Origin of the sequence: Arenibacter sp. ARW7G5Y1 (assembly GCF_003201775.1) — a bacterium.
Classification (GTDB): Bacteria; Bacteroidota; Bacteroidia; order Flavobacteriales; family Flavobacteriaceae; genus Arenibacter.
In genome coordinates, this window is the sequence record NZ_QJJZ01000027.1 from 20,817 (window position 1) to 42,601 (window position 21,785).

19 protein-coding genes are annotated in these 21,785 nt (G+C 39.3%); 10 read left to right on the forward strand and 9 right to left on the reverse strand.

What is annotated here, in order from left to right; all coding sequences use genetic code 11:
• Window positions 1-41: 41 nt before the first annotated feature.
• Window positions 42-203 (reverse strand): 50S ribosomal protein L34, encoded by a 162-nt coding sequence (gene rpmH, locus C7972_RS22655; protein ID WP_103474923.1) that lies wholly within the window; start codon window positions 201-203, stop codon window positions 42-44.
• 206 nt (window positions 204-409) lie between these two features.
• Here rpmH and C7972_RS22660 point away from each other — a divergent pair, with 206 nt between their 5' ends.
• Together C7972_RS22660 and C7972_RS22665 are read left to right on the forward strand one after the other, a co-directional pair.
• Window positions 410-1,294 carry a DUF6263 family protein gene (locus tag C7972_RS22660; protein WP_146216371.1) on the forward strand — a complete coding sequence of 295 codons (885 nt, stop codon included), beginning with the start codon at window positions 410-412 and terminating at the stop codon, window positions 1,292-1,294.
• A 1-nt stretch (window position 1,295) separates the two neighbouring features.
• Window positions 1,296-1,811, forward strand: coding sequence for a DUF2892 domain-containing protein (locus tag C7972_RS22665; RefSeq protein WP_110358453.1), 516 nt, complete (start codon window positions 1,296-1,298; stop codon window positions 1,809-1,811).
• Between the two features lie 48 nt (window positions 1,812-1,859).
• Here C7972_RS22665 and cls read toward each other — a convergent pair whose 3' ends face one another.
• The 3 genes from cls to C7972_RS22680 all read right to left on the reverse strand — a co-directional run bounded on the left by cls (window position 1,860) and on the right by C7972_RS22680 (window position 5,081).
• Entirely contained in the window at window positions 1,860-3,323 is a 1,464-nt protein-coding gene (gene cls, locus C7972_RS22670) for a cardiolipin synthase (RefSeq protein WP_110358454.1), read from the reverse strand.
• Window positions 3,323-4,279, reverse strand: a complete 957-nt coding sequence (locus tag C7972_RS22675; RefSeq protein ID WP_110358455.1) for a lytic transglycosylase domain-containing protein — start codon at window positions 4,277-4,279, stop codon at window positions 3,323-3,325. Before C7972_RS22675 ends, cls begins: the two co-directional genes overlap by 1 nt.
• A gap of 124 nt (window positions 4,280-4,403) precedes the next feature.
• Window positions 4,404-5,081 (reverse strand): alpha/beta fold hydrolase, encoded by a 678-nt coding sequence (locus C7972_RS22680; protein WP_110358456.1) that lies wholly within the window; start codon window positions 5,079-5,081, stop codon window positions 4,404-4,406.
• A gap of 150 nt (window positions 5,082-5,231) precedes the next feature.
• Between C7972_RS22680 and C7972_RS22685 the strand changes: the two genes are divergently transcribed.
• Window positions 5,232-5,525 (forward strand): GNAT family N-acetyltransferase, encoded by a 294-nt coding sequence (locus tag C7972_RS22685; RefSeq protein ID WP_110358457.1) that lies wholly within the window; start codon window positions 5,232-5,234, stop codon window positions 5,523-5,525.
• 107 nt (window positions 5,526-5,632) lie between these two features.
• Here the strand turns inward: C7972_RS22685 and mtaB are convergent, their stop codons facing one another.
• From mtaB to C7972_RS22700, 3 genes are all read right to left on the reverse strand, one after another.
• Window positions 5,633-6,961, reverse strand: a complete 1,329-nt coding sequence (gene mtaB, locus C7972_RS22690; protein WP_110358458.1) for a tRNA (N(6)-L-threonylcarbamoyladenosine(37)-C(2))-methylthiotransferase MtaB — start codon at window positions 6,959-6,961, stop codon at window positions 5,633-5,635.
• Window positions 6,962-7,087: 126 nt separating this feature from the next.
• Window positions 7,088-8,263, reverse strand: coding sequence for a GlmU family protein (locus tag C7972_RS22695; protein ID WP_110358459.1), 1,176 nt, complete (start codon window positions 8,261-8,263; stop codon window positions 7,088-7,090).
• A 67-nt stretch (window positions 8,264-8,330) separates the two neighbouring features.
• A complete protein-coding gene (locus C7972_RS22700; protein WP_110358460.1) occupies window positions 8,331-8,582 on the reverse strand; it encodes a type B 50S ribosomal protein L31 in 252 nt (83 codons plus the stop codon).
• A gap of 167 nt (window positions 8,583-8,749) precedes the next feature.
• Between C7972_RS22700 and C7972_RS22705 the strand changes: the two genes are divergently transcribed.
• The 4 genes from C7972_RS22705 to C7972_RS22720 are packed head-to-tail and all read left to right on the forward strand — an operon-like array spanning window position 8,750 to window position 13,841.
• Complete coding sequence (locus C7972_RS22705) at window positions 8,750-9,274, forward strand: DUF4199 domain-containing protein (protein ID WP_110358461.1); 525 nt, start codon at window positions 8,750-8,752, stop codon at window positions 9,272-9,274.
• 35 nt (window positions 9,275-9,309) lie between these two features.
• Window positions 9,310-10,266 (forward strand): glycosyltransferase family 2 protein, encoded by a 957-nt coding sequence (locus C7972_RS22710; RefSeq protein ID WP_110358462.1) that lies wholly within the window; start codon window positions 9,310-9,312, stop codon window positions 10,264-10,266.
• Window positions 10,267-10,311: 45 nt separating this feature from the next.
• Entirely contained in the window at window positions 10,312-12,021 is a 1,710-nt protein-coding gene (locus tag C7972_RS22715) for a phospho-sugar mutase (protein WP_110358463.1), read from the forward strand.
• On the forward strand, window positions 12,021-13,841 hold the full coding sequence (locus C7972_RS22720) for an ABC transporter ATP-binding protein (protein ID WP_110358464.1): 1,821 nt from the start codon (window positions 12,021-12,023) through the stop codon (window positions 13,839-13,841). The genes C7972_RS22715 and C7972_RS22720 overlap by 1 nt, the downstream gene beginning before the upstream one ends.
• A 72-nt stretch (window positions 13,842-13,913) precedes the next feature.
• Here the strand turns inward: C7972_RS22720 and C7972_RS22725 are convergent, their stop codons facing one another.
• Window positions 13,914-14,966 carry a DUF6340 family protein gene (locus tag C7972_RS22725; RefSeq protein WP_110358465.1) on the reverse strand — a complete coding sequence of 351 codons (1,053 nt, stop codon included), beginning with the start codon at window positions 14,964-14,966 and terminating at the stop codon, window positions 13,914-13,916.
• 298 nt (window positions 14,967-15,264) lie between these two features.
• The gene (locus C7972_RS22730; protein WP_110358466.1) at window positions 15,265-16,314 is read right to left on the reverse strand and encodes a DUF6340 family protein; all 1,050 of its coding nucleotides are present in this window, start codon (window positions 16,312-16,314) and stop codon (window positions 15,265-15,267) included.
• 243 nt (window positions 16,315-16,557) lie between these two features.
• On the opposite strand from C7972_RS22730, the gene C7972_RS22735 reads away from it, so the two are divergent.
• From C7972_RS22735 to fumC, 3 genes are all read left to right on the forward strand, one after another.
• The gene (locus C7972_RS22735; RefSeq protein WP_110358467.1) at window positions 16,558-18,729 is read left to right on the forward strand and encodes a DNA mismatch repair protein MutS; all 2,172 of its coding nucleotides are present in this window, start codon (window positions 16,558-16,560) and stop codon (window positions 18,727-18,729) included.
• Window positions 18,730-18,746: 17 nt separating this feature from the next.
• Entirely contained in the window at window positions 18,747-19,157 is a 411-nt protein-coding gene (locus C7972_RS22740) for a thiol-disulfide oxidoreductase DCC family protein (protein ID WP_110358468.1), read from the forward strand.
• A 90-nt stretch (window positions 19,158-19,247) separates the two neighbouring features.
• On the forward strand, window positions 19,248-20,645 hold the full coding sequence (fumC, locus tag C7972_RS22745; protein ID WP_110358469.1) for a class II fumarate hydratase: 1,398 nt from the start codon (window positions 19,248-19,250) through the stop codon (window positions 20,643-20,645).
• The last annotated feature ends 1,140 nt before the right edge of the window (window positions 20,646-21,785 follow it).

Consider the following 21,785-nt stretch of genomic DNA (forward strand, 5'->3'; position numbering starts at 1 on the left):
AAAAAGTAACACCTTGTTATTTTAAAAAAACAATTTTATCATTATTTTTTGTGCTTCAGCTCCGAGGATACAGATAGTTTTTTTCTTCCTTTAGCTCTTCTTCTAGCTAGAACTTTTCTACCATTGGCAGAAGCCATACGTTCCCTAAAACCATGTTTGTTTTTTCTCTTCCTTTTTGATGGTTGAAATGTTCTTTTGCTCATCGTAGCGTATTTTTTATAGTATGCTTAAATTTCTTTTGGACAATATTTAATTTTGCTTCATCGACAGCAAAATCCGGCTGCAAATATACAAAGAGTTTTTGCATTGACAAATCTAATTAAAAAAATATTTTTTTTAGGATTGCCCACTATGAGGCCCACTGGATTTTACTACTTTTGCAACGGCTTAACCAGTATGACAATTAAACATGAAGCGCTTTATTTTTTTAATGGTTTGCATCCTATGCAATATGGGTGTTTATGGACAGACCACATTGCAATATCATTTAAAAAAGGGAGATGTTTTTAAGGTCAGGCAAGATGCCGTGCAGATTATTACCCAGGAATTGGACGGTGCAACCCATGAAATCACGAATCACATTGATGGTATATTGGAATTTAAGGTGCTGGGAGAGGTTGATAATGGTTATGATGTTGCCTTGACATTTAAGGATTTGAACTTAAAAATGACCTCTAGCATACAAGGGGAATTAATGAATGTACGGGCTAAAGAGGTTAATGATGAGGACATGCAATCCAAAGTGTTCAATACCATATTGAACAATCCGGTGAAAATGGTCTTGGCAAAGACCGGAAATATATTGAAGGTTCAAGGTGGTGATAGTCTGGTTTCCAAAATGGCAAGGGCTTCTGGCCTGGAAGATGAATTCTCTATCAATATGATGAAAAAATCCCTGGAAAATGAGTTCGGGTCTGAAGCCTTGTCCAACAGTTATAAGCAGATGACCTTTATTTATCCAGACAAGAAGGTTAAGGTGAACGATAAATGGGAGAATGTCTATAATGGTAAATTAAAGACAACCAATATGTGGACACTTAAAAGTATTGTAGACAATAAAGCTACGATTAGTGGTAAGGCTACGGTGTTGATGGATGTAACGGATGCCAATACGATAATGAAACTCAGTGGCACGCAGACCACAGCGGTGATGGTAGATGCCCATACCGGTTTTATCATTCATATGCTGGTGGAAGGTCTATCTACGGGAACATCCACAATGACACAAATGGGCGGACAAGAAATTCCGACCACTATTAAATCTAAAATTACGTACGAATTAATTAATAAGTAATATGTTCAATAAAAATTTAAAACTAGTTATAGCTGCATTAATAATAGCTTATGCCGTATATCAATTTGTAGAAGGTAACATTGGTAATGGAATTTCCCTATTACTATTTTCCTCCATTTTTATATTCCTTTATTATAGAAATGAGATAATTCTGTTGGCGTTTCTTAAAATGCGCAAGCAAGATTTGGCGGGTACCAAAAAATGGCTCGATAAAATTAAAAATCCGGATACTGCCCTTACCAAAAAGCAAAATGGCTACTATAATTATTTAAATGGTATCATTTTCTCACAGACGAATCTTACCCAGGCCGAAAAATACTTTAAAAAAGCATTAAAATTTGGCTTAAACATGGATTACGATGTGGCAATGGCCAAATTGAGCCTTGCTGGTATTGCCATGCAAAAACGTAGAAAAAGGGAAGCAACCATGCTATTGAATGAAGCCAAGAAACTGGACAAACAGAATATGCTCGCGGAACAGATCAAGATGATGCAGCAACAATTGAAGAAAATCTAACTTAGGTTCCGGTTACCCGGTTTGGCATTCTATCCCTGTTAGTGACCTCTACAGTAGTGGGGCAAAAAGTCGGCTAAAGGATTCCTTTAACCTTCTAATTATGTTTCTGTTTTCCCAGCGATCCAAGGTAACTTCTTCACAGTCCTGAAGGTCTAAGTGGAATTGTTTTCGCATTTGTTGATTAATCTCCGTATTATATAATAGGGCGTTTATTTCAAAATTCATGGAGAAGCTTCGGTAATCCATATTGGCCGTTCCTACACTGGAAAACATATCATCTATAACCAAGGTCTTGGCATGTATAAACCCTTTCTTATAGCGATATATGGAGATGCCGGAAAGCAGACATTCCTCAATATAGGAGTCCGTGGCATATTGGGCCACCGCTGAATCCGATTCGTAAGGCACTATAATTTTTACTTCCACCCCACTTCTCGCCGCTGTGGTCAATGCTGTTAAAATAGCTGAATTGGGCATAAAATAAGGCGTGGTGATCAATATACTTTCATGAGCAGTGTTGATGGCGCAAAACATGGCTTCCATTATATTGGCCCAATCGCTGTCAGGGCCACTTGCCGCAATTTGTATTGCTACGGGTTTTTGGGGTTCGGATTTTTGTTTAGGGAGTAGTATTTTCTCTATTTCCATAGTATCCTTGGCCGCAAAATTCCAACTAAGGACAAATGAGGACTGTAGGGAACCAACGGCTCCTCCCCTAATGCGTAAATGCGTATCCCTCCAATACCGTTCATTATCAAAGGTGTTGTCGTATTTCTGATCCAAATTAATGCCTCCAACATATCCAATATTACCATCTATGACCACTATTTTTCTATGGTCCCTATAATTGAGTTTACTGGTAGAGTTGGAGAACAGAACAGGCATAAATGGAAAATGCTTCACGCCACTATCCGTAAGCTGTTTTTTGTATACTTTCGAAATACTACTTCCAACATCATCATAAATAAGTCTTACGATGATTCCTTCTTGTGCCTTCTTACACAGTATTTCAATAATTTCACTTCCCAAACCTTTGTCGAATAGCACAAAGTATTCCAGATGGATGTGGTGTTTTGCCTTTTCTAGATCTTGTCTCAGATATTTAAACTTTTCCTCTCCATTTATAAGGATATCAACCTCATTGTCAAAGGTAAGAACGGCCCTTTCGTTATTCCTCATTAATCGGTATATCTTATAAATACCTTCACCTAAAAAATCCTTTAAATCTTCCCGTTCCGAATTATTGAGACTAAAGCTGTTGCGCCATTTTTTTAATCGGCCATTGTCCTCGACATATTTTTTTTCAAAAATCTTGTCCTTTCTATAGTCCTGCCCAAAAAAATAATAGACCAGCAGCCCAATAAAAGGTAATGTTGCCAAAACAAATATATAAGACAAGGTCTTGACCGGATTCCTGTTTTTAAGAACGATCAAGACCGAAAAAATAATGACCAATAAATAATTAATTCCTAAAAGTACTGGCCAAATATTATCCTTTAGGAAAGTAACCATTACTTGGAAATCTTGTAGTATCCTTTAATGGGGATTTCTATGGTATATTTCTTCTTGGAAGAATTATTTAAATGTGGCTCCCGCAACCAGGGATTGTGTCTTTTTAAAATTTTGTAGTTGATCTCGTACTGATTTGCAAAATCGGCAAAATTGCGCACTGGTTCATCAATTTCAACATTGAAGGTTGGAACAGCGGTATACATATCCTCTTTTTCAAGATGAAATCCGTATTTCTCAGGATTGGATAGTATTTCTTTAATGGCCAATATCCTAAATACATAGCGACCTGTTTCTTCACCCAAAAGGAGATCGTAATAGCCGTCGGCCTTCTGTATCCCCATATATTTTTGGATGCCACCCGCCCCGGCGTTGTATGCAGCAGCGGCCAAGGTCCAACTGCCAAATTTTTCCTTGGACTTTTTAAGGTATTTACAGGCAACTTCGGTAGATTTTTCAATGTGGTACCTTTCGTCAACATTGCTGTTGATTTCCAGGCCGTATTCCCTACCTGTGGCACTCATTATCTGCCAAAAGCCTGTGGCTCCTGCAGGTGAAACCACGTTTTGAAGCCCACTTTCTGCCAAGGCCAAATATTTAAAATCGTCAGGAATTCCATTTTTCGCCAAGATAGGCTCAATGATAGGGAAAAATTTGTTGGCCCTTTTCATTAATAAGAGGGCGTTGGATTGCCAATAGGTATTCACCAAAAACTCACGGTCTACCCGCTCCATTATTTCTGGATCGTCAAAAGGGACCGGTTCTCCTGAAAAGTTTAAATCATCCGGTATCTCAATGGCCGTTATCCGATAGCCCGTTTCCTCCCCATCATTTTTTTTTGGCTGGGACTCCTCGACCAGCATGGCCGTTTCCTTGTACTGGTTTTGCACTGCAAATATCAAGGTGCTGCCTACAAAAAAAACGCCCAAAATCATTAAAATATTCTTTATAACCTTCATATGTTCTAATTTTAAATTTCTAAACTTTCCAATACTCCTTGCTACATTGGGTAGATAGGTTCAATTCCTTGGTGGTCCAAGCCGTTTACCTATTTCTACCTCAAAGATATTAAATACAACTGCCTTATTGCAAAATAATTGTGGGTAAGTGTTCATTAAACCATTTTGATCGATGAATTATCATCGTATGGGTCCCATTTTTGACCCTAATGCAGTTTTTTATTTTACCTATAGGGAAAACTGGGTCATTTTCACCATGTATATGAACTATATTTTCCGTGTGTTTGGTTTGTTTCCAATTAACTATAGCATCTATAGACCAGTCAAGGTAATATTTATCACGGACGGACAAATACTGCTCATAAAGTGCCAAGCGTTTTGGGACGGTTTCCCCAAATGCATATTTTGCCAATAATTCCATGTTGTTTACCAAGCCGGTTGGCAAGAGTTTATGCACTTTGGTATACTTGGCAAAAATCATTCTTTTGGGCAGTTCCAAATTACTTTTTACACTTGAAATAATAATGACCTTTGCCACTTTAATGTGCTTTGCCATCTCCTGTACCAGAATGCCGCCAAATGAGACGCCAATAAGAACGGCATCATCATGTTTAACAAGGCGGGACATTTTTAAGGCATAGTCCTCCAGACTAATATTCTTATCAGGAACCGTCCAATCCAAAAAATGTTTTTCGAAAGTCTCGCCAGGCAAGTCTATTTTGTCAAAAATGGATGGATTGGCCGCCATGCCCGGCATGAAATAAACATGTTTTTTATTTTGGAACGTTTGGTTTTCCTGCATACTATATTAATAGGATAATAACTATTTTTTCACTAACTTTGTTTTCTTGGCTTTTTCGTCCCTACTTATGTGTTTATTTAGTTCATGAGCCTAGATTGTAATTTGAGAACGTTATGATCCAAAATTAGTCATTATTTAAAATCAAACTATATGAATGAAGTAGAAATTAAGGACAATGGTTTCTTGAGACAATTTGAAGCCAGGGTTGACGGCCACTTGGCCAAAATTGAGTATTCTTCCCAAGAGCGCAAAGTTTTTTTAACAAAACTTGTTATTCCTGAAGAAATAACAAAGGAGGGTTTTAAAGAAGAATTCATTAAAAGTGTCTTGAGCCATATTCAGGAACAAAAATTAAGAGTGGTGCCTACCAGCCCTCAAATTGCCGGCTTCTTGAGAAAGAACAGGCAATACAAAGAAATGTTACCCGTAGGGATAAGAATATAGTGAAAAACAAAAAACCTCTCATAATCGGGAGGTTTTTTTATTTGTACTGCTTTGTTCGTTCTTGTGAAGATAGTGTGCTATGATGCAGAAGGCATTTACTTGAATTCTTAGACAGATATCATACTGCCAACTTCAACGCCTCTTACCATACCATCATCATCAATTTCCGTAAGTCTTATTTCGTGTAGGGTATTCACTAGATTGGGGTTCCATGGTGTTTTTACCTTTACGTAATTTTCGGTAAAACCATGTATATAGCCTTCCTTGTTATCGGCTTCGTACAAAACTGTTCTGGTACTGCCCAGCTGTCCCTCATAGAAGGCCCTTCGTTTTTTAACGGAAAGTCCCCTTAACATTTTACTCCTTTTATTTCTGACTTTCTTAGGCACTATTCCCTGTAATTCAACAGCCTTGGTGTTATCCCTTTCAGAATAGGTAAAAACGTGTAAATAGGAAATATCCAGCGCATTGAGAAAATTATAGGTTTCCAAAAAATGTTCTTCGGTTTCCCCAGGAAAACCTACTATCACATCCACCCCGATACAGGCGTGTGGCATAACTTCCCTTATTCTTTTAACCCGGTCTACATACAAATGGGTCAAATACCTTCTGCTCATCAATTTTAGAATGGCATCGCTGCCACTTTGCAATGGGATATGGAAGTGGGGCACAAAGGAATTGCTTTGCGCCACAAAATCTATGGTTTCATTTTTTAACAAATTGGGTTCAATGGAGGAGATTCGTAAGCGATGGATACCCTCTACCCTATCCAGTGCCTTTACCAGATCCAAAAAAGTATGCTCATGTTTTTTGTTGCCAAATTCCCCTTTTCCATAATCGCCGATATTAACTCCGGTAAGCACAATTTCCTTAATGCCCTTTGATGAGATTTCAGCGGCATTTTTTAGCACATTCTGAAGGGTATCACTCCGTGAAATGCCCCTTGCCAATGGAATAGTGCAATAAGTACATTTATAATCACAGCCGTCCTGCACCTTTAAAAAAGCCCTAGTACGATCACCTATGGCATAACTGCCTACATAAAAGTCGGCCTCTTCTATTTCACAGGAATGTACTTCACCAAAGTCGTTCTTGGAAAGATCGTTGACATAGTCTGCAATTTTAAATTTTTCGGTGGCCCCCAAAACAAGATCAACACCGTCTACGGCTGCCAGCTCTTCTGGTTTAAGCTGTGCATAACATCCTATGGCGGCAACAAAGGCATTAGGGTTGCTTTTCTGTGCTTGTTTAACGATGGATTTAAATCGCTTGTCAGCATTTTCCGTAACGGAACAGGTATTGATGACATACATATCCGCATTTTCGGAAAAATCGACACGTTCAAAGCCTTCTTCTACCAAATCCCTAGCTATGGTTGAAGTTTCTGAGAAATTGAGCTTGCAGCCCAAAGTATAGAAAGCGACTTTTTTTTTCATCCTTGTTTCTCTTTGATGGAATCCAATTCGGATTCTATTATGTTAACCCAAAACGTTTGCAAATATACCAATATTTGGGAACCCATAGAATATGGCCAAGGCTTTGGTAATTTTATTCTGGAGAAGTTAATCCTTGCGCCACCGCTTGGTTTCCTCAAAAACGTGGTTTAAAATCTTGGCATCCATTTCATTAAATTCCACTCCCCTACGCGCCATCATTACCTTTGCGGCCTCATAAGCCTTTTGGGGTTGGTATGTAGAAAATCCGGAGGCACCTCCCCAGCTAAAACTAGGTACAAAATTCCTGGGGAATCCAGGAACATAAATATTACAGTTGACACCTATCACCGTTCCGGTATTGAACATTGTATTTATGGCCGTTTTGCTATGATCGCCCATCATTAGTCCGCAAAATTGCAATCCGGTCTGTTGAAACTTCTCGGTATCGTAATTCCATAGACGTACCTTGGCGTAATTATTTTTTAAATTGGAATTGTTGGAATCGGCACCTATGTTGCACCATTCCCCAAGTACCGAATTGCCTAGGTAGCCTTCGTGTCCTTTACTGGAGTATCCCAAAATAACGGTATTGCTAATTTCACCACATACCTTGCTATAAGGACCAACCGTGGTTGGGCCGTAAATTCTGGCACCCATTTTTACTACGGCCTTTTCGCAAAGAGCGAAACCACCCCTAATTAGATTACCTTCCCATACTTCGGAATTCTTGCCAAGGTAAATAGGTCCTTCGGAAGCGTTTAATATACTGTATTCAACACTGGCGCCTTCCTCCAAAAAAATATTCCCGGGGTTTACCAAACTATTGGTTTTGGAAATAGGGGCACTTTTTCTGCCTTTGGTCAACAGATCAAAATCTGCCTGCATGGCCTCTCCATTTTTAGAAAAGATATCCCAAGTATTTTCAATTCTAATTATGGAACCTTCAAATTCCAAATGTTTATAGGTCGAGAAATCTACCTCTTCCTGAGTCTCCGTTGTATAAAAGGCTATAACTTCCTCCCCATAAAACACGGCTTCCTTTTCCTTTAAGTTCATCACCAGGTTTACTAGGTCTGCATTGGGCAGGAAGGAGGCATTGATAAGTACGTTCTCCTCCATTTCCACCATAGGAAATCTTTCTGAAAGATAATCCTCGGTTATTGTTGTGATGGTATTGCCAAGATATTTTTCCCATTTTTCCCGTATGGTCAAAATCCCGATTCTAATATCGGCAACCGGTCTGGTAAAAGTAAAGGGTAAAAGGGCCCTTCGTACCGTACCATCAAAAAGAATATAATTCATACATCTAAATTAAAACAAAAAAAGTCACGCATATGCGTGACTTAATAACTCTTTTGTAAAGAAAATATTATTTTTTGAACTTATCGTATTTGCTCTTAAATTTATCGATACGTCCTGCAGTATCCAAAAATTTGGCCTTACCGGTATAGAATGGGTGGGATGTTCTTGAAATTTCCAATTTAACCAATGGGTATTCAACTCCATCAACATCTAAAGTTTCTTTGGTATCGGCTGTGGATTTAGTGATGAAAACCTCTTCATTGGACATGTCCTTAAAGGCTACCAATCTATAATTCCCTGGATGTATATCTTTTTTCATTGTAAAAACGTTTGTTCCTGCTTAATTTCGAGGTGCAAATTTAAATATTTTTCTGAAAAGAACAACTTAAAACTTCAAAAAAGAAAAATAAAAATAACCTATCTTTAAATGTAACAAATTTACCCTCTTTAATACTAACTATAAAAACCATTAAAAATTTAATCAACATGGAAAAAACCAAACCAAAAACAGGGAAATACGCTTTAACGTACGGACTCATCCTAGGTGCCGTAAGTGTAGTATTTATACTTATGTTATATTCGTTGGATATGCACTATCAGGGAGGGTCTATGGTCATGGGTATCAGTATCTTGATCACCATAGCAATGATCGTAATTGGATTGATGCAATTTAAAAAGGACAACAACGGATTTATGTCCTTTGGGGAAGGATTAAAGATAGGGGTAGGTATTGGTCTGGTAGCCGGTATCATAGGTATTCTCTTCAATCAGATTTTGGCCGGGCTTATTGATCCGGAAATGATGAACAAGGCCATGGAGTATCAAAAAGGGCTACTTGCGGAAAGTAGCAAAATGACCCCTGATCAAATTGAGGCCCAAATGGAAACGATTAAAAAATATAGTACACCTTCAATGCAGATCGTATTTGGGTTGGTTTATAGTGTCGTCGTAAGTTTTTTATTATCACTTATTCCAGCATTAATTTTAAAAAAGAAAGAAACTATTCAGTAATTTGTACTTTTGAAAAGATTTTCCATTAGTACCGAATGAATATATCTATTATAATTCCCTTACTCAACGAAGAAGAATCGTTAACAGAACTGCATGATTGGATTGTACGCGTAATGCAATCCAATCATTTTTTATATGAAATACTTTTTATCGATGATGGAAGTACGGACACTTCTTGGGACATCATAACCCAATTGGGACGTTCCAATCCCAACGTTAAGGGAATACGTTTCCTGAGGAATTTTGGGAAATCGCAGGCCCTTCATGCCGGATTTAAGGCTGCCCAAGGCGATGTGGTGATCACTATGGATGCAGACCTACAGGATAACCCGGAGGAAATCCCAGAATTATATCAAATGATCGTTGAAGGGGGATTTGATCTTATTTCCGGATGGAAGAAAAAAAGATTCGACTCCATCATAAGCAAAAACCTTCCCTCCAAGTTATTTAACTGGGCTGCCCGCAAAACTTCGGGAGTTAGGTTGCACGATTTTAATTGTGGCCTTAAGGCGTATAGAAAGGAGGTTGTAAAAACCATTGAAGTCTCTGGGGAGATGCACCGTTATATCCCTGTTTTGGCCAAAAGCGCCGGATTTAACAAAATTGATGAAAAGGTAGTACAACATCAGGCCAGAAAATACGGGAAGACCAAATTTGGAATGGACCGGTTTATCAATGGATTTTTGGATCTGATCACGATCTGGTTTGTTTCCAAGTTTGGGAAACGTCCCATGCACCTTTTTGGAGCCTTAGGGGTATTAATGTTTACCATAGGTTTTGGTTTTGCCCTTTATTTGGGAATGGATAAGTTATTCATAAACCCCTTGGGACGGCTTATAACAGAACGCCCCCAATTCTATATAGCACTGGTAGCCATGATTATAGGAACACAACTTTTCCTTGCAGGATTTTTAGGGGAAATAATGGTGAGATCACGTAAGAATGAAACCCGTTACAATATCACCGAAGAAATAAATCTCACCGAAAAATAAATGATAATTCTTTGTATTTTTAAGAACATATAATACCAAATGACTATGGATGCCATATTGAAAAATGCGAAAAATTGGTTGACCGATTTTTTTGACGACAAGACTAAGAACGAGATTCAAAATTTAATAGATAATAATACAGAAGAATTAAAAGACCGCTTTTACAAGAATTTGGAATTTGGCACTGGAGGCATGCGCGGAATAATGGGTGCCGGTACCAATAGGATCAATAAATATACCTTGGGGAAAAGTACGCAAGGCCTCAGCAACTACTTAAATCAAGTATACAATAACGAACAGGTAAAAGTGGTCATAGCCTATGACTGTAGGCATAATAGTGACACTTTGGCCAGGACCGTTGCCCAAGTATTTGCTGCCAATGGAATTAAAGTGTTCCTTTTTTCGGAATTGAGGACTACCCCGGAATTATCGTTTGCCGTGAAATACCTTAATTGCCATGCAGGAATTGTTTTAACCGCTTCGCACAACCCACCGGAATACAATGGATACAAAGTTTACTGGACCGATGGGGGACAAATAGTTCCGCCTCAGGACGGCGCCATAGTTAGCGAAATAAATAGCCTTGATTTTGAAGATATCAAATTCAATGCGGACGAAAGTTTAATAGAATTAATAGATAAAAAGGTGGATGAAGCCTTTATTGAGGCTTCGGTTAAAAATGGCAACTTCAATGCCAAGGACAAGGACAATTTTAAAATAGTGTTTACCTCCCTTCATGGCACCTCCATTACAGTGATTCCCGAGGTACTTGAAAGGGCTGGGTATAAGAACGTGACCGTTATTGAGGAACAGGCAAAACCGGATGGTAATTTCCCCACGGTAGTATCGCCCAACCCCGAGGAACCAGAGGCCCTGTCCATGGCCATTAAAAGGGCGGAGGAAATAAGTGCGGATATGGTGATTGGTACCGATCCGGATAGTGACCGTCTGGGAGTGGCAGTTCGTAACCTCGAAGGAGAAATGGTGATATTGAACGGCAACCAGACAATGATCATGATGACCAAGTTTTTGTTGGACCAAAGAAAGAAAAAAGGAATTACAGGAAAGGAATTTATTGCGTCCACCATTGTTTCTACACCTATGATGGATTCCCTTGCCAAGGGCTATGGAGTGGAATGCAAGACCGCCCTTACAGGTTTTAAATGGATAGCCAAAATGATCAAGGATTTCCCGGACCAGCCTTTCATTGGCGGTGGTGAGGAAAGTTTTGGTTTTATGGTAGGAGATTTTGTACGCGATAAGGATGCCGTTACCTCTACCCTATTGGCATGTGAAATTGGAGCGAACGCCAAAGCCAATGGAAGTTCCTTCTATAAGGATTTAATAGATTGCTATGTGGACTATGGGTTCTTTAAGGAAAAATTGATTTCCTTGACCAAAAAAGGCATGTCGGGAGCGGAAGAAATAAACCGGATGATGATCGATTTTAAGGATAATCCCGTTGAAGCCATCGATGGTTCCAAAGTGGTGACCGTGGAGGATTACAATACGGCCACCTCTAAAAATGTACTGACTGGCAAGGTAACCCCCATAGATATTCCAAAATCGAACGTATTGATCTATATTACCGAAGACGGTACAAAAATGGCGGCCAGACCTAGCGGGACCGAGCCTAAGATCAAGTTTTATTTTAGCATCAATACAGCTTTGAAGAATGCAGCCGATTTTAAGAAAGTAGATGCCGAGTTGGATGCTAAAATTGAAAGAATCCTTAAAGAACTGAATTTAGGTTAATGGAATATTTTAAAAAGATTCTTCGCTTTGCGAAACCCTATAAAAAATTTGCTTTTTCAAATATAATTGCCAACATTTTATATGCGTTATTTAGTACTCTAGCAATGCTCTCCTTGTTTCCAATGTTAACCGTACTGTTTAAACAAACAAAGGCGGTTACGGTAAAGCCCAATTGGACTAGTATTGTGGATACTCAGAAATACTTGGAGTCATATCTTAACTATTACGTTACGCAGAAGCTTGGTGATGACCAAGGGCAGTTACTTATGATAATGGTCGGTCTAGTCATTGGTATGTTTTTCTTAAAAAACTTTTTTGGTTATCTAGCCATGTATTTTATCACTTTTCTTAGAAATGGTGTTTTAAAAGATTTGCGAAATGCTCTTTACGCAAAAACAATTGACTTGCCAATTGGTTTCTATTCTGAAAAAAGAAAAGGGGATACTATTGCTAGAATTACCTCCGATGTATTAGAGATTCAGCATTCATTTCTTTCTGTTTTAGAACTAATTGTAAGAGAGCCTCTTACCATTATTTTTACCATACTCGCTATGGTAGCCCTTAGTCCCAAATTGACTTTATTTGTATTTATTTTTCTTCCTCTATCGGGATTTCTTATTTCTTTAATTGGGAAATCGTTAAAACGAAAGTCCGATAAGGTACAAAAAGAGCAAGGTTATTTTTTATCCATTCTTGAAGAAACTCTAGGTGGTTTAAGAGTTATAAAAGCGTTTAACGCTGAAGGGCGATTTAATTCTGTTTTTCAGAAATCTACTTCAAGATTTTATAGATTTTCCAACAGTCTTTTAAATAGACAAAATTTAGCCTCACCATCAAGTGAATTTTTGGGCATAACTGTAATTGGGATTTTGTTATGGTATGGCGGACGTATGGTATTGGTTGAAAAATCATTGGAAGCAAGTGTTTTTATCACTTATATGGGATTAGCATATCAAATTCTTACCCCTGCAAAAGCTATTAGTAAAGCTTCCTACGGTGTAAAAAAAGGAAATGCTGCTGCGGAACGGGTATTGGAAATTTTGGAAACGGAAAATCCAATTGTTGAAAGGCAGGAGGCTGTGGTAAAACCTACATTCGATAAGGGAATAGATATTAAAGATGTTTCCTTTAAGTACGAGGATGAGTATGTGTTGAAGAATTTTAACCTAAAGGTTCCCAAAGGTCAGACCGTGGCATTGGTAGGCCAATCCGGAAGCGGAAAAAGTACTATTGCCAACCTAATGACCCGCTTTTATGATGTGAATGATGGGGAGATAAAAATTGACGGTATCGATATTCGGGATTTTAGCAAAAAATCACTTCGCAATTTAATGGGACTCGTTACCCAAGATTCCATTTTGTTCAACGACACCGTTAAAAACAATATCGGACTTGGTAAAGAAAATGCCACGGATGATGAAATAATCGAGGCTGCCAAAATAGCCAATGCCCACGATTTTATTAGTGAACTTCCCCATGGGTATGATACCAATATTGGGGATAGTGGAAATAAATTAAGTGGTGGACAAAAGCAAAGGCTATCCATTGCCAGGGCCGTTCTTAAAAATCCGCCCATTATGATTCTGGACGAGGCTACCTCTGCCCTGGATACCGAAAGCGAAAGATTGGTTCAGGATGCCCTGGAAAAAATGATGCAGAATAGAACCTCCATCGTGATAGCGCATAGACTTTCCACGATACAAAATGCCAATACCATAGTGGTTTTACAAAAGGGTGAGATTGTGGAACAAGGTTCCCACACACAACTAATGGAAAAGGACGGGGTCTATAAAAAGTTGGTTACCATGCAGTCTTTCTAAGCCTTTTTATGGCTTTGTACAATAAGGAATTACACTAGAGGATTGTGGTGTGGCACTCATGGATCAGTGCCACTATCTTGTTGAGACCTGTTGCTCCAAAATTTGATTTTGGAAAGACCTATAATTAAGTGTATCCAAATATTCCATAGCCTCCTTGTTGTTGTGGTCTTTAAAGGATTTTGTTGCCCAGTCCATAGCCGAAGTCAAGTCGCCCTTAATTTCGTTCATAACCGCCAAATTGTAACAGGCACGGCCGGCAATTTTTGAATTGGAATTATTTAATTCCTTTTCCCAAAGTTGTGTTGCTCCCTTCCAGTCTCCACTTTCCACCAATTCGGAAGCCTGTTCAAAATTGATGGTACCGCGTACATAGTATGATCTCTCAACACTGTTTTTAAACGGTAGCAGTCGTTGACCATAGTTGCTACCTGTAATCTTGCTCTGTTCCATAAGGGTGTCCTTTCTTCCCTCCATTGCTTTATAGGCTTCCATAGGATTGGTGCCTTTGCCTTTGGATATGATCTGATCGTTAAAAACGATCTCATCGATTATTTCCTTGGATTTTGGATGGTATATTTTCCATCCATTTGCAATAAGGGTTTCCAAGGTGAGTTCTTGGGCCGGTACTTTTACCTTCACCCGCATGAGGTTGGGTTGCATCATCGATGTTTTCTTTAAGGATACTGTGGTTTCCGTATCAAAAAAGGCCATTGAAAAAATAGCATCCACATCGTAGGTATTACAAATATTTTCAATAGAGGTCCAAGAAATGGAATCGTTTCCCATCTCAAAACGTAAATTTTCTTGGGGTACCGAATCCAGGATTTTTATAGTCTCAAAACGGTTGTCCTTTAACAACTCATTGAACAATCCCGTTAGGGCGGCATTCCTACCCTGCTCCAAAAGCCATTGCTCTTCGGCGGCCACCATTCTGTTAAGACCCGTTTTATCCTCTTCTGCCTTTTGCAGTTCACTCCTGTTGACTATACCTATCCTTCTAATTTTTTGCGAAATATGAACAGGTGAAGGTTCCATAGTATGAATTACAATTTCCTTAGTGGAGCCACAGCCCACAATTAAAACGATTAGGCCCAACAAGAATAACTGTGTACAGAACTTGTTCATGCTTCGTGAATTTAATAGTAGGCAAATAGAAATTAATCGTAAAATCATAACCTTTATAAAACTCATTTTATAGTGGAAATATTGTCCTTTTAACCCAAAATCCGATGGGTATTTGGGTTAGATTGCCATTGACGCATAAAAAATGCCATTTTAAGACTGCCTTTTAATCATTAATAAGGATTTAGCGGAAACTTTGGTTACGCCTAACATTCAGAAAAGTCCGTTTCCCATATTAGGGATAACGGACTTTTTTGTTGCTGTACTCCATTGAAATAATCCTTGTTAAAGGCATGAAAGTTTAGCGGGATGCTTGCTGTTCCAAGACTTCATTTTGTGATAAACGATATTTAAGAATATTCAAATATCTCAAGGCATCCTTATTATCATAATCCGAATACGATTTTGAAGCCCAATCCATGGCGGCATTCAAATCCCCGTTGATCTCATTTATGATTGCCATATTGTAACAGGCCCTTCCGGCAATTTTCGATTTGGAATTGTCCAATTCCTTTTCCCAAAGTTGGGCAGCACCTTGCCAATCCCCGGTTTGCGCCCTTCTTTTGGCTACCACGAAATTGTCCGTTCCACGTACATAGTAGTCCCTGCTGATCCTATGTTTGTAAGGAGATAGCCTAGTTCCATAGGCATAGCCAATATTTCTACTTAACTCTTCAACAGCCTCGTTCCTGCGGGCCACGGCTTCGATTGCCTTGACCGGGTTAATACCCTTCCCAGAGGACACCAAGTGATCTGTATAGCCGAATTCGTCCACAATTTGTTTGGTTCGGGGGTTGTAGATGCGCCATCCATTTTTTATAAGCGTATTAAGAGTTACTTCATGTGCCGGTACGGACACTTTGACCCCCAAACTGTTCGGAAGCTCCATCATGGATGGTTTATAGGAAACCTGTGTGTCCGTGTCGTAAAATGCCAAGGAAAAAATAGCGTCCACACCATTGGCCTCACAAATATTTTCTATTTTATCCCAGGATAAGCTGGCCGGAAACACATCCAGTCCTTTTCTAATTTCCGTTACGCCATCCAAAATTACTATTTCTTCAAACCTTCCTGTACGGGCCAATGCATCCGATAAGGAGGTAATGGCAACTTCGGCCCCTTTTCTATCGAGATTTAGTCCTTCTGCCGACAATATTTGGTCTATTTTGTCAATTTGCTTATTGCCTTCGGAAGGCAAACTTCTATTAATGATACCTATTCTTTGTATCTCTTTGGGTAGGTGTACTATGGCCGGTTCCGTGGCACCCATGGTTAAATTATTGGTGGCACTACAGGACATTAATAAAATGACCATACCTATATATCCGAGTATTAATCTATGGTTTTTCATGTGGTGGTTTTAATTGGTTATTAAATAATACTGTTGTAATAGCCTAGCAATAAAACATATACTATGCCAAAAATATTGTTCTGTGAACCCACTTTCTTCCTCTTTTTAAGAGTTATCAGGGAGCGTTGGACTAAAAAAAAGGTGGGACAGGGTATGAAATACATGCACTTACTGTCTTTCCATATTGCACCTATTCCTTACCTTTGAAGGCTATAAATCCTTATGGAAAGGAAAATTGAATAAATGAATAAAATAAGTCCAAAGACGCTTCAAGACCTCGAATTTAATACCGTCCTACTACAATTGGCTGCTCGATGCACCACAGAACTTGGCAAGGAACAGGTAGTTGGTTTACAGCCATTATCAGACAAAACCGATCTTTTGAACGTTTTGGGCCAAACCTCCGAGTACTTGGCCTCCTATTCCAATGACAATAGGATTCCCGGTCATAATTTTGATGCCATTGACCCGGAATTGAAACTCCTGAAAATTGAGAATACTACCTTGGAAGTAGGCGGGTTCAAGAAAATTGGTTCCATTTGCACAACAGTAGCTACCCATATTAAGTTCTTTATAAAATTTAAGGAGTACTATCCTCTTCTTTATGTGGTGTCGGATGGTATAACACTAAACACAGAAATTCCTCGCAATATTGAAGCTGTCATTGATAAATTTGGGGAAATAAAGGACAATGCTTCCAACGACCTTCAAAATATCCGGTCCCAAATGGTTGTGGTAAAGGGCAAAATAAATCAAAGCTTTGCTTCGGCGCTCAATACCTATCAGGCCTCTGAACTTTTGGACGAAATAAGGGAATCTGTTGTAGATAATAGACGGGTACTTGCCGTTAAGAGCATGTATCGAAAAAAAGTTAGGGGAGCCGTTATGGGGACCTCCAAAACCGGAAGTATTGTCTACATTGAACCGGAGGCTACCCTTAGGTACAGTAGGGAACTCGGTAATCTAGAATTCGAAGAACGGGAAGAGATACAAAAAATTTTGAACGACCTAACCAACCGCATACGTCCCTTTGCCCCTGAATTATATGCTTATCAGGATTTTCTGGTTCATTTGGACATTACGGCGTCCAAGGCAAAGTACGCTTTGGAAATGGATGCCCTATTGCCGGAAATTAGTGAGAGCAGGGAGCTTTATCTAAGGGATGCCTACCATCCCTTGTTGTTTTTGAGCAATAAGTACAAAAAGGAAAAAACATACCCTCAAACCATTGCCCTACATCCCGAAAACAGAATTATAGTCATTTCTGGGCCAAATGCCGGAGGTAAAAGTATTACGCTAAAGACTATTGGTCTTTTACAGATAATGCTGCAGAGCGGTTTATTGATTCCTGTACATGAGCGATCCAAAGTTTGTTTATTCGACAATGTACTGACCGATATAGGGGACAACCAGTCCATTGAGAACCATCTTAGCACCTATAGCTATCGCCTGAAGAACATGAATTACTTCTTGCGCAAATGCAATGATAAAACCCTATTTCTAATTGATGAATTTGGAACCGGAAGTGACCCCGAACTGGGAGGTGCACTGGCCGAGACCTTCTTGGAAGTATTTTATGACAGAGGTGCCTATGGTGTTATCACTACCCATTATGCCAATCTGAAATTACTGGCCAATGAATTGCCCCATGTTACCAATGCCAATATGCTTTTTGATGGAAAATCGTTGGAACCCACTTATCAATTGGTATTGGGACAGGCCGGTAGCTCCTTTACGTTTGAAGTAGCACAAAAGAATGGCATTCCCTATAGCCTAATAAACAAGGCCAAAAAGAAAATAGAGCGCGGTAAGGTCCGATTTGATGCAACCATTGCAAAACTTCAAAAAGAGCGTAGTAAAATGGAGAAAACGGGCTCCAGACTTCAAGAAGAAGAATCCAAGGCCAGAACGGAAGCCCAAAAATTGGAAGATCTTAACTCCAAGATCAAATCCAAATTGGAGAACTATCAGGAATTGTACGATCATAACCAAAGGATGATCTATTTGGGGAATAAGGTAAATACGGCCGCGGAAAAATATTTTCAGGATAAAAAGAAGCGCAATTTGGTTTCAGAATTAATTCGTATAGTGGAAACCGAGAATAGTAAACGCAAAAAACAAACGGTAAAGGAAGTAAAGGCAATAAAAGAAAGGAAGGCCAAGGTAGAACAGGAGGTGATAAAAAAGGTAGAGGTTATTCGTGAAAAGAAAAAAGTTGAGAAAAAGAAAGCAGAAGTAAAGGAAAAAAATAAGCCACGACCGGTATTTAAAGTAGGCGACCGTGTGCGTTTAATAGATGGAAAGGCGGTGGGGAGCATAGACAGTTTGGAAAAGAACAAGGCCATTGTAAACTATGGTATTTTTACCACTAATGTTGCGGTTGACCAATTGGAATTGGTAGAAAGAAAAATGTAAAAAGTGGTTGGACCATTATGGAAATGAATCAGAACAAGAAAATAATTCTCTTTGACGGGGTATGCAACCTCTGTAATAATTCTGTGCAATATGTTATAGAACACGATAAGGGCGATGCCTATAGGTTTGCAGCACTACAAAGTGAAATTGGAAAGAAGTTGGTCGCAGAGCGGGGAATAGATGCTTCCCTAGTAGATTCCATAATCCTTATAGAACCAGGAGTGGCCTATTATACCAAGTCTACCGCGGCCCTTAAGATTGCCCAATCTTTTGGAGGTGTGTGGCAGTTGGCCAGCGTATTCGAATGGATACCCGAAAAAATCAGGAATTGGGTGTACGACTTCATTGCTAAAAACCGCTATAAATGGTACGGTAAAAAGGAGGCCTGTATGATTCCAAGTCCCGAACTTAAGGAAAAATTTTTATGAGAAGGAAAGTACCTTCCACCCCTATTCGTAAATTTTATTACTAACGAGATAAATGTAAATTTGTAATTATCAATAAACTCATTTTAGATTATGGAATACCGTATAGAAAAGGACACCATGGGCGAGGTTAAAGTGCCGTCCAACAAATATTGGGGAGCCCAAACCGAACGCTCGAGAAATAATTTTAAAATTGGTCCAGCAGCATCAATGCCTTTGGATATAGTTTATGGATTTGCCTATCTAAAAAAGGCAGCGGCCTATGCCAATTTTGAACTAGGTGTACTTTCCGAAGAAAAGAGAGATCGTATTGCCCAAGTATGTGATGAAATTTTAGAGGGTAGGCACGATGATCAATTTCCATTGGTGATATGGCAAACTGGCTCGGGAACCCAAAGTAACATGAACGTTAACGAGGTTATTGCCAATAGGGCCCATGAATTGGCCGGAAAAACAATAGGGGAAGGAGAAAAAACCATACAACCCAATGACGATGTAAATAAATCCCAGTCTTCCAACGATACTTTTCCTACCGGAATGCACATTGCAGCCTATAAAAAGATTGTTGAAGTCACCATACCGGGTATTACGCAACTAAGGAATACATTGGACAAAAAATCCAAAGAATTTGCCAAGGTGGTAAAAATAGGACGAACGCATTTAATGGATGCCACTCCCCTGACCCTGGGCCAGGAAATCTCTGGGTATGTTTCCCAATTGGACCACGGATTAAAAGCATTGAACAATACCTTGGATCATTTGAGTGAATTGGCCCTTGGTGGCACTGCCGTGGGAACAGGTTTAAATACTCCCAAAGGGTATGATATTTTGGTTTCACAATATATTGCCAAATTTACTGGATTGCCATTTAGAACTGCAGAAAACAAGTTTGAGGCCTTGGCCGCGCATGATGCCATAGTGGAAACCCATGGTGCCTTAAAACAATTGGCGGTTAGCCTAAATAAGATAGCCAATGATATTAGAATGATGGCCTCAGGGCCAAGATCCGGGATAGGTGAAATTATTATTCCCGCAAATGAACCGGGGAGCTCCATTATGCCTGGTAAAGTGAACCCTACACAATGTGAGGCTTTAACCATGGTATGTGCCCAGGTGATGGGGAACGATGTTGCTATTGGCGTAGGTGGAACCCAAGGGCATTACGAGCTCAATGTTTTTAAACCTATGATGGCCGCGAACATATTACAATCAGCCCAATTGCTTGGGGATGCCTGTGTTAGTTTCGACGAGAACTGTGCCGTAGGTATAATGCCCAATCACGATGTTATTAAGCAGCTTTTAAACAACTCCTTAATGTTGGTTACGGCCCTAAACACTAAAATTGGTTATTACAAGGCTGCTGAAATTGCCAATACGGCGCATAAAAATGGTACCACATTAAAGGAGGAGGCCATTAATTTGGGTTACGTTACCGCTGCAGAGTATGATGAGTGGGTAAAACCAGAGGATATGGTTGGTACCTTGGAATAATACTTGAAGTCCATAAGTTAAAAACCACCAAGCGCGCAAGCAATGAATTATAAGGTTATACTTAGTATTGAAGCAAGCTGCTAGATGTAGGACCCACTTTAGGCTGAAGTGATAATGGATCAAGACTAATTGTTGTGTTTATGTTAGTTATTGCCATTATCACTTATTGTTTATTGTAGGCTTTGGTCCATAACCATTTTTTTTGCACATCTAAAGTCTTGGCAACTAAATAGATTCAGGATTATCATTAGGCTAAAAGCAGATTTCATGAATTCCTTTAAAAACCGTTGAACCCGCTTATATTTATAGAAACCGATGAAGGAGGTTCATAAATTGTATCTTCTTTCATTTTCTTTGCTTGTCCAATGAAACCGACGCAGGAGGTTCATGAATACCTTATTACATAATAAGCAAGCGATGAATAAAACGAAACAAAAGAAAAGACACCTTCTCCGAGGAATCTTTTAGACCTTGTCTAAAAACCGGTTTCAAAACTCCGCGCTTTTTTCAAAAACAAAAAAGCTGGATCTCGGAGCTTTTGAACCCTATTCTGCGGATTAGGAGGACCAACGACAAGCTTCTCGTTTTGGTTTTCGGCCTATTTTTATTTTCATAGCAAATCAAGGGGTTTCCACATTGGGTGAAGGAAGGCGTCCATAGAGCATTTTACCTTAGTGAAAGCGGCCTGGACGCTGCGGCAGTGAAAAGTTCGTAGATTTCAAGAAAAGAAAAATCAGTCTAGCGTTTTTTGGGCGATGCAAAAAATGAACAAGACACCAAATGTAAAACGGATTGTTCTGGCTTTTCATTTAGTGCACACACACTACTTTTGGGAATGATCTATATATATATTCCGCTATTGCAGCGAGATTAGTTAAACTAATAAAGGGTATTAAATCCCAAGCCAAGCCCTGCCCCTCACTTTAAGGTCCCGATCCAAAGATCGGGGTAATTAAATAAGAAACCCCGCCGATATGGCGGGGTTAGTTCGACTATCGCATTCCAATACGCCTGCGGCTTTTGAAATACGGGTCTCACTAAAAAAAAAGAGGTCGTCTAAAAACTAATTAGGCGACCTTTTATTTTTCGGTTTTTCTGATATTATTTTGAACTTGCCTTGTTGATCAGGTAATTTTAGAG

What these genes read in the sequence shown, in the direction of transcription:
- C7972_RS22720 (WP_110358464.1), top strand. Translation starts at nt 12,021, where the DNA reads ATGGAATATTTTAAAAAGATTCTTCGCTTTGCGAAACCCTATAAAAAA.
- C7972_RS22665 (WP_110358453.1), top strand. Translation starts at nt 1,296, where the DNA reads ATGTTCAATAAAAATTTAAAACTAGTTATAGCTGCATTAATAATAGCT.
- C7972_RS22715 (WP_110358463.1), top strand. Translation starts at nt 10,312, where the DNA reads ATGGATGCCATATTGAAAAATGCGAAAAATTGGTTGACCGATTTTTTT.
- C7972_RS22740 (WP_110358468.1), top strand. Translation starts at nt 18,747, where the DNA reads ATGGAAATGAATCAGAACAAGAAAATAATTCTCTTTGACGGGGTATGC.
- C7972_RS22725 (WP_110358465.1), bottom strand. Translation starts at nt 14,966, where the DNA reads ATGAACAAGTTCTGTACACAGTTATTCTTGTTGGGCCTAATCGTTTTA.
- C7972_RS22705 (WP_110358461.1), top strand. Translation starts at nt 8,750, where the DNA reads ATGGAAAAAACCAAACCAAAAACAGGGAAATACGCTTTAACGTACGGA.
- C7972_RS22675 (WP_110358455.1), bottom strand. Translation starts at nt 4,279, where the DNA reads ATGAAGGTTATAAAGAATATTTTAATGATTTTGGGCGTTTTTTTTGTA.
- C7972_RS22685 (WP_110358457.1), top strand. Translation starts at nt 5,232, where the DNA reads ATGAATGAAGTAGAAATTAAGGACAATGGTTTCTTGAGACAATTTGAA.
- C7972_RS22710 (WP_110358462.1), top strand. Translation starts at nt 9,310, where the DNA reads ATGAATATATCTATTATAATTCCCTTACTCAACGAAGAAGAATCGTTA.
- C7972_RS22730 (WP_110358466.1), bottom strand. Translation starts at nt 16,314, where the DNA reads ATGAAAAACCATAGATTAATACTCGGATATATAGGTATGGTCATTTTA.
- C7972_RS22700 (WP_110358460.1), bottom strand. Translation starts at nt 8,582, where the DNA reads ATGAAAAAAGATATACATCCAGGGAATTATAGATTGGTAGCCTTTAAG.
- C7972_RS22695 (WP_110358459.1), bottom strand. Translation starts at nt 8,263, where the DNA reads ATGAATTATATTCTTTTTGATGGTACGGTACGAAGGGCCCTTTTACCC.
- mtaB (WP_110358458.1), bottom strand. Translation starts at nt 6,961, where the DNA reads ATGAAAAAAAAAGTCGCTTTCTATACTTTGGGCTGCAAGCTCAATTTC.
- C7972_RS22660 (WP_146216371.1), top strand. Translation starts at nt 410, where the DNA reads ATGAAGCGCTTTATTTTTTTAATGGTTTGCATCCTATGCAATATGGGT.
- C7972_RS22680 (WP_110358456.1), bottom strand. Translation starts at nt 5,081, where the DNA reads ATGCAGGAAAACCAAACGTTCCAAAATAAAAAACATGTTTATTTCATG.
- rpmH (WP_103474923.1), bottom strand. Translation starts at nt 203, where the DNA reads ATGAGCAAAAGAACATTTCAACCATCAAAAAGGAAGAGAAAAAACAAA.
- fumC (WP_110358469.1), top strand. Translation starts at nt 19,248, where the DNA reads ATGGAATACCGTATAGAAAAGGACACCATGGGCGAGGTTAAAGTGCCG.
- C7972_RS22735 (WP_110358467.1), top strand. Translation starts at nt 16,558, where the DNA reads ATGAATAAAATAAGTCCAAAGACGCTTCAAGACCTCGAATTTAATACC.
- cls (WP_110358454.1), bottom strand. Translation starts at nt 3,323, where the DNA reads ATGGTTACTTTCCTAAAGGATAATATTTGGCCAGTACTTTTAGGAATT.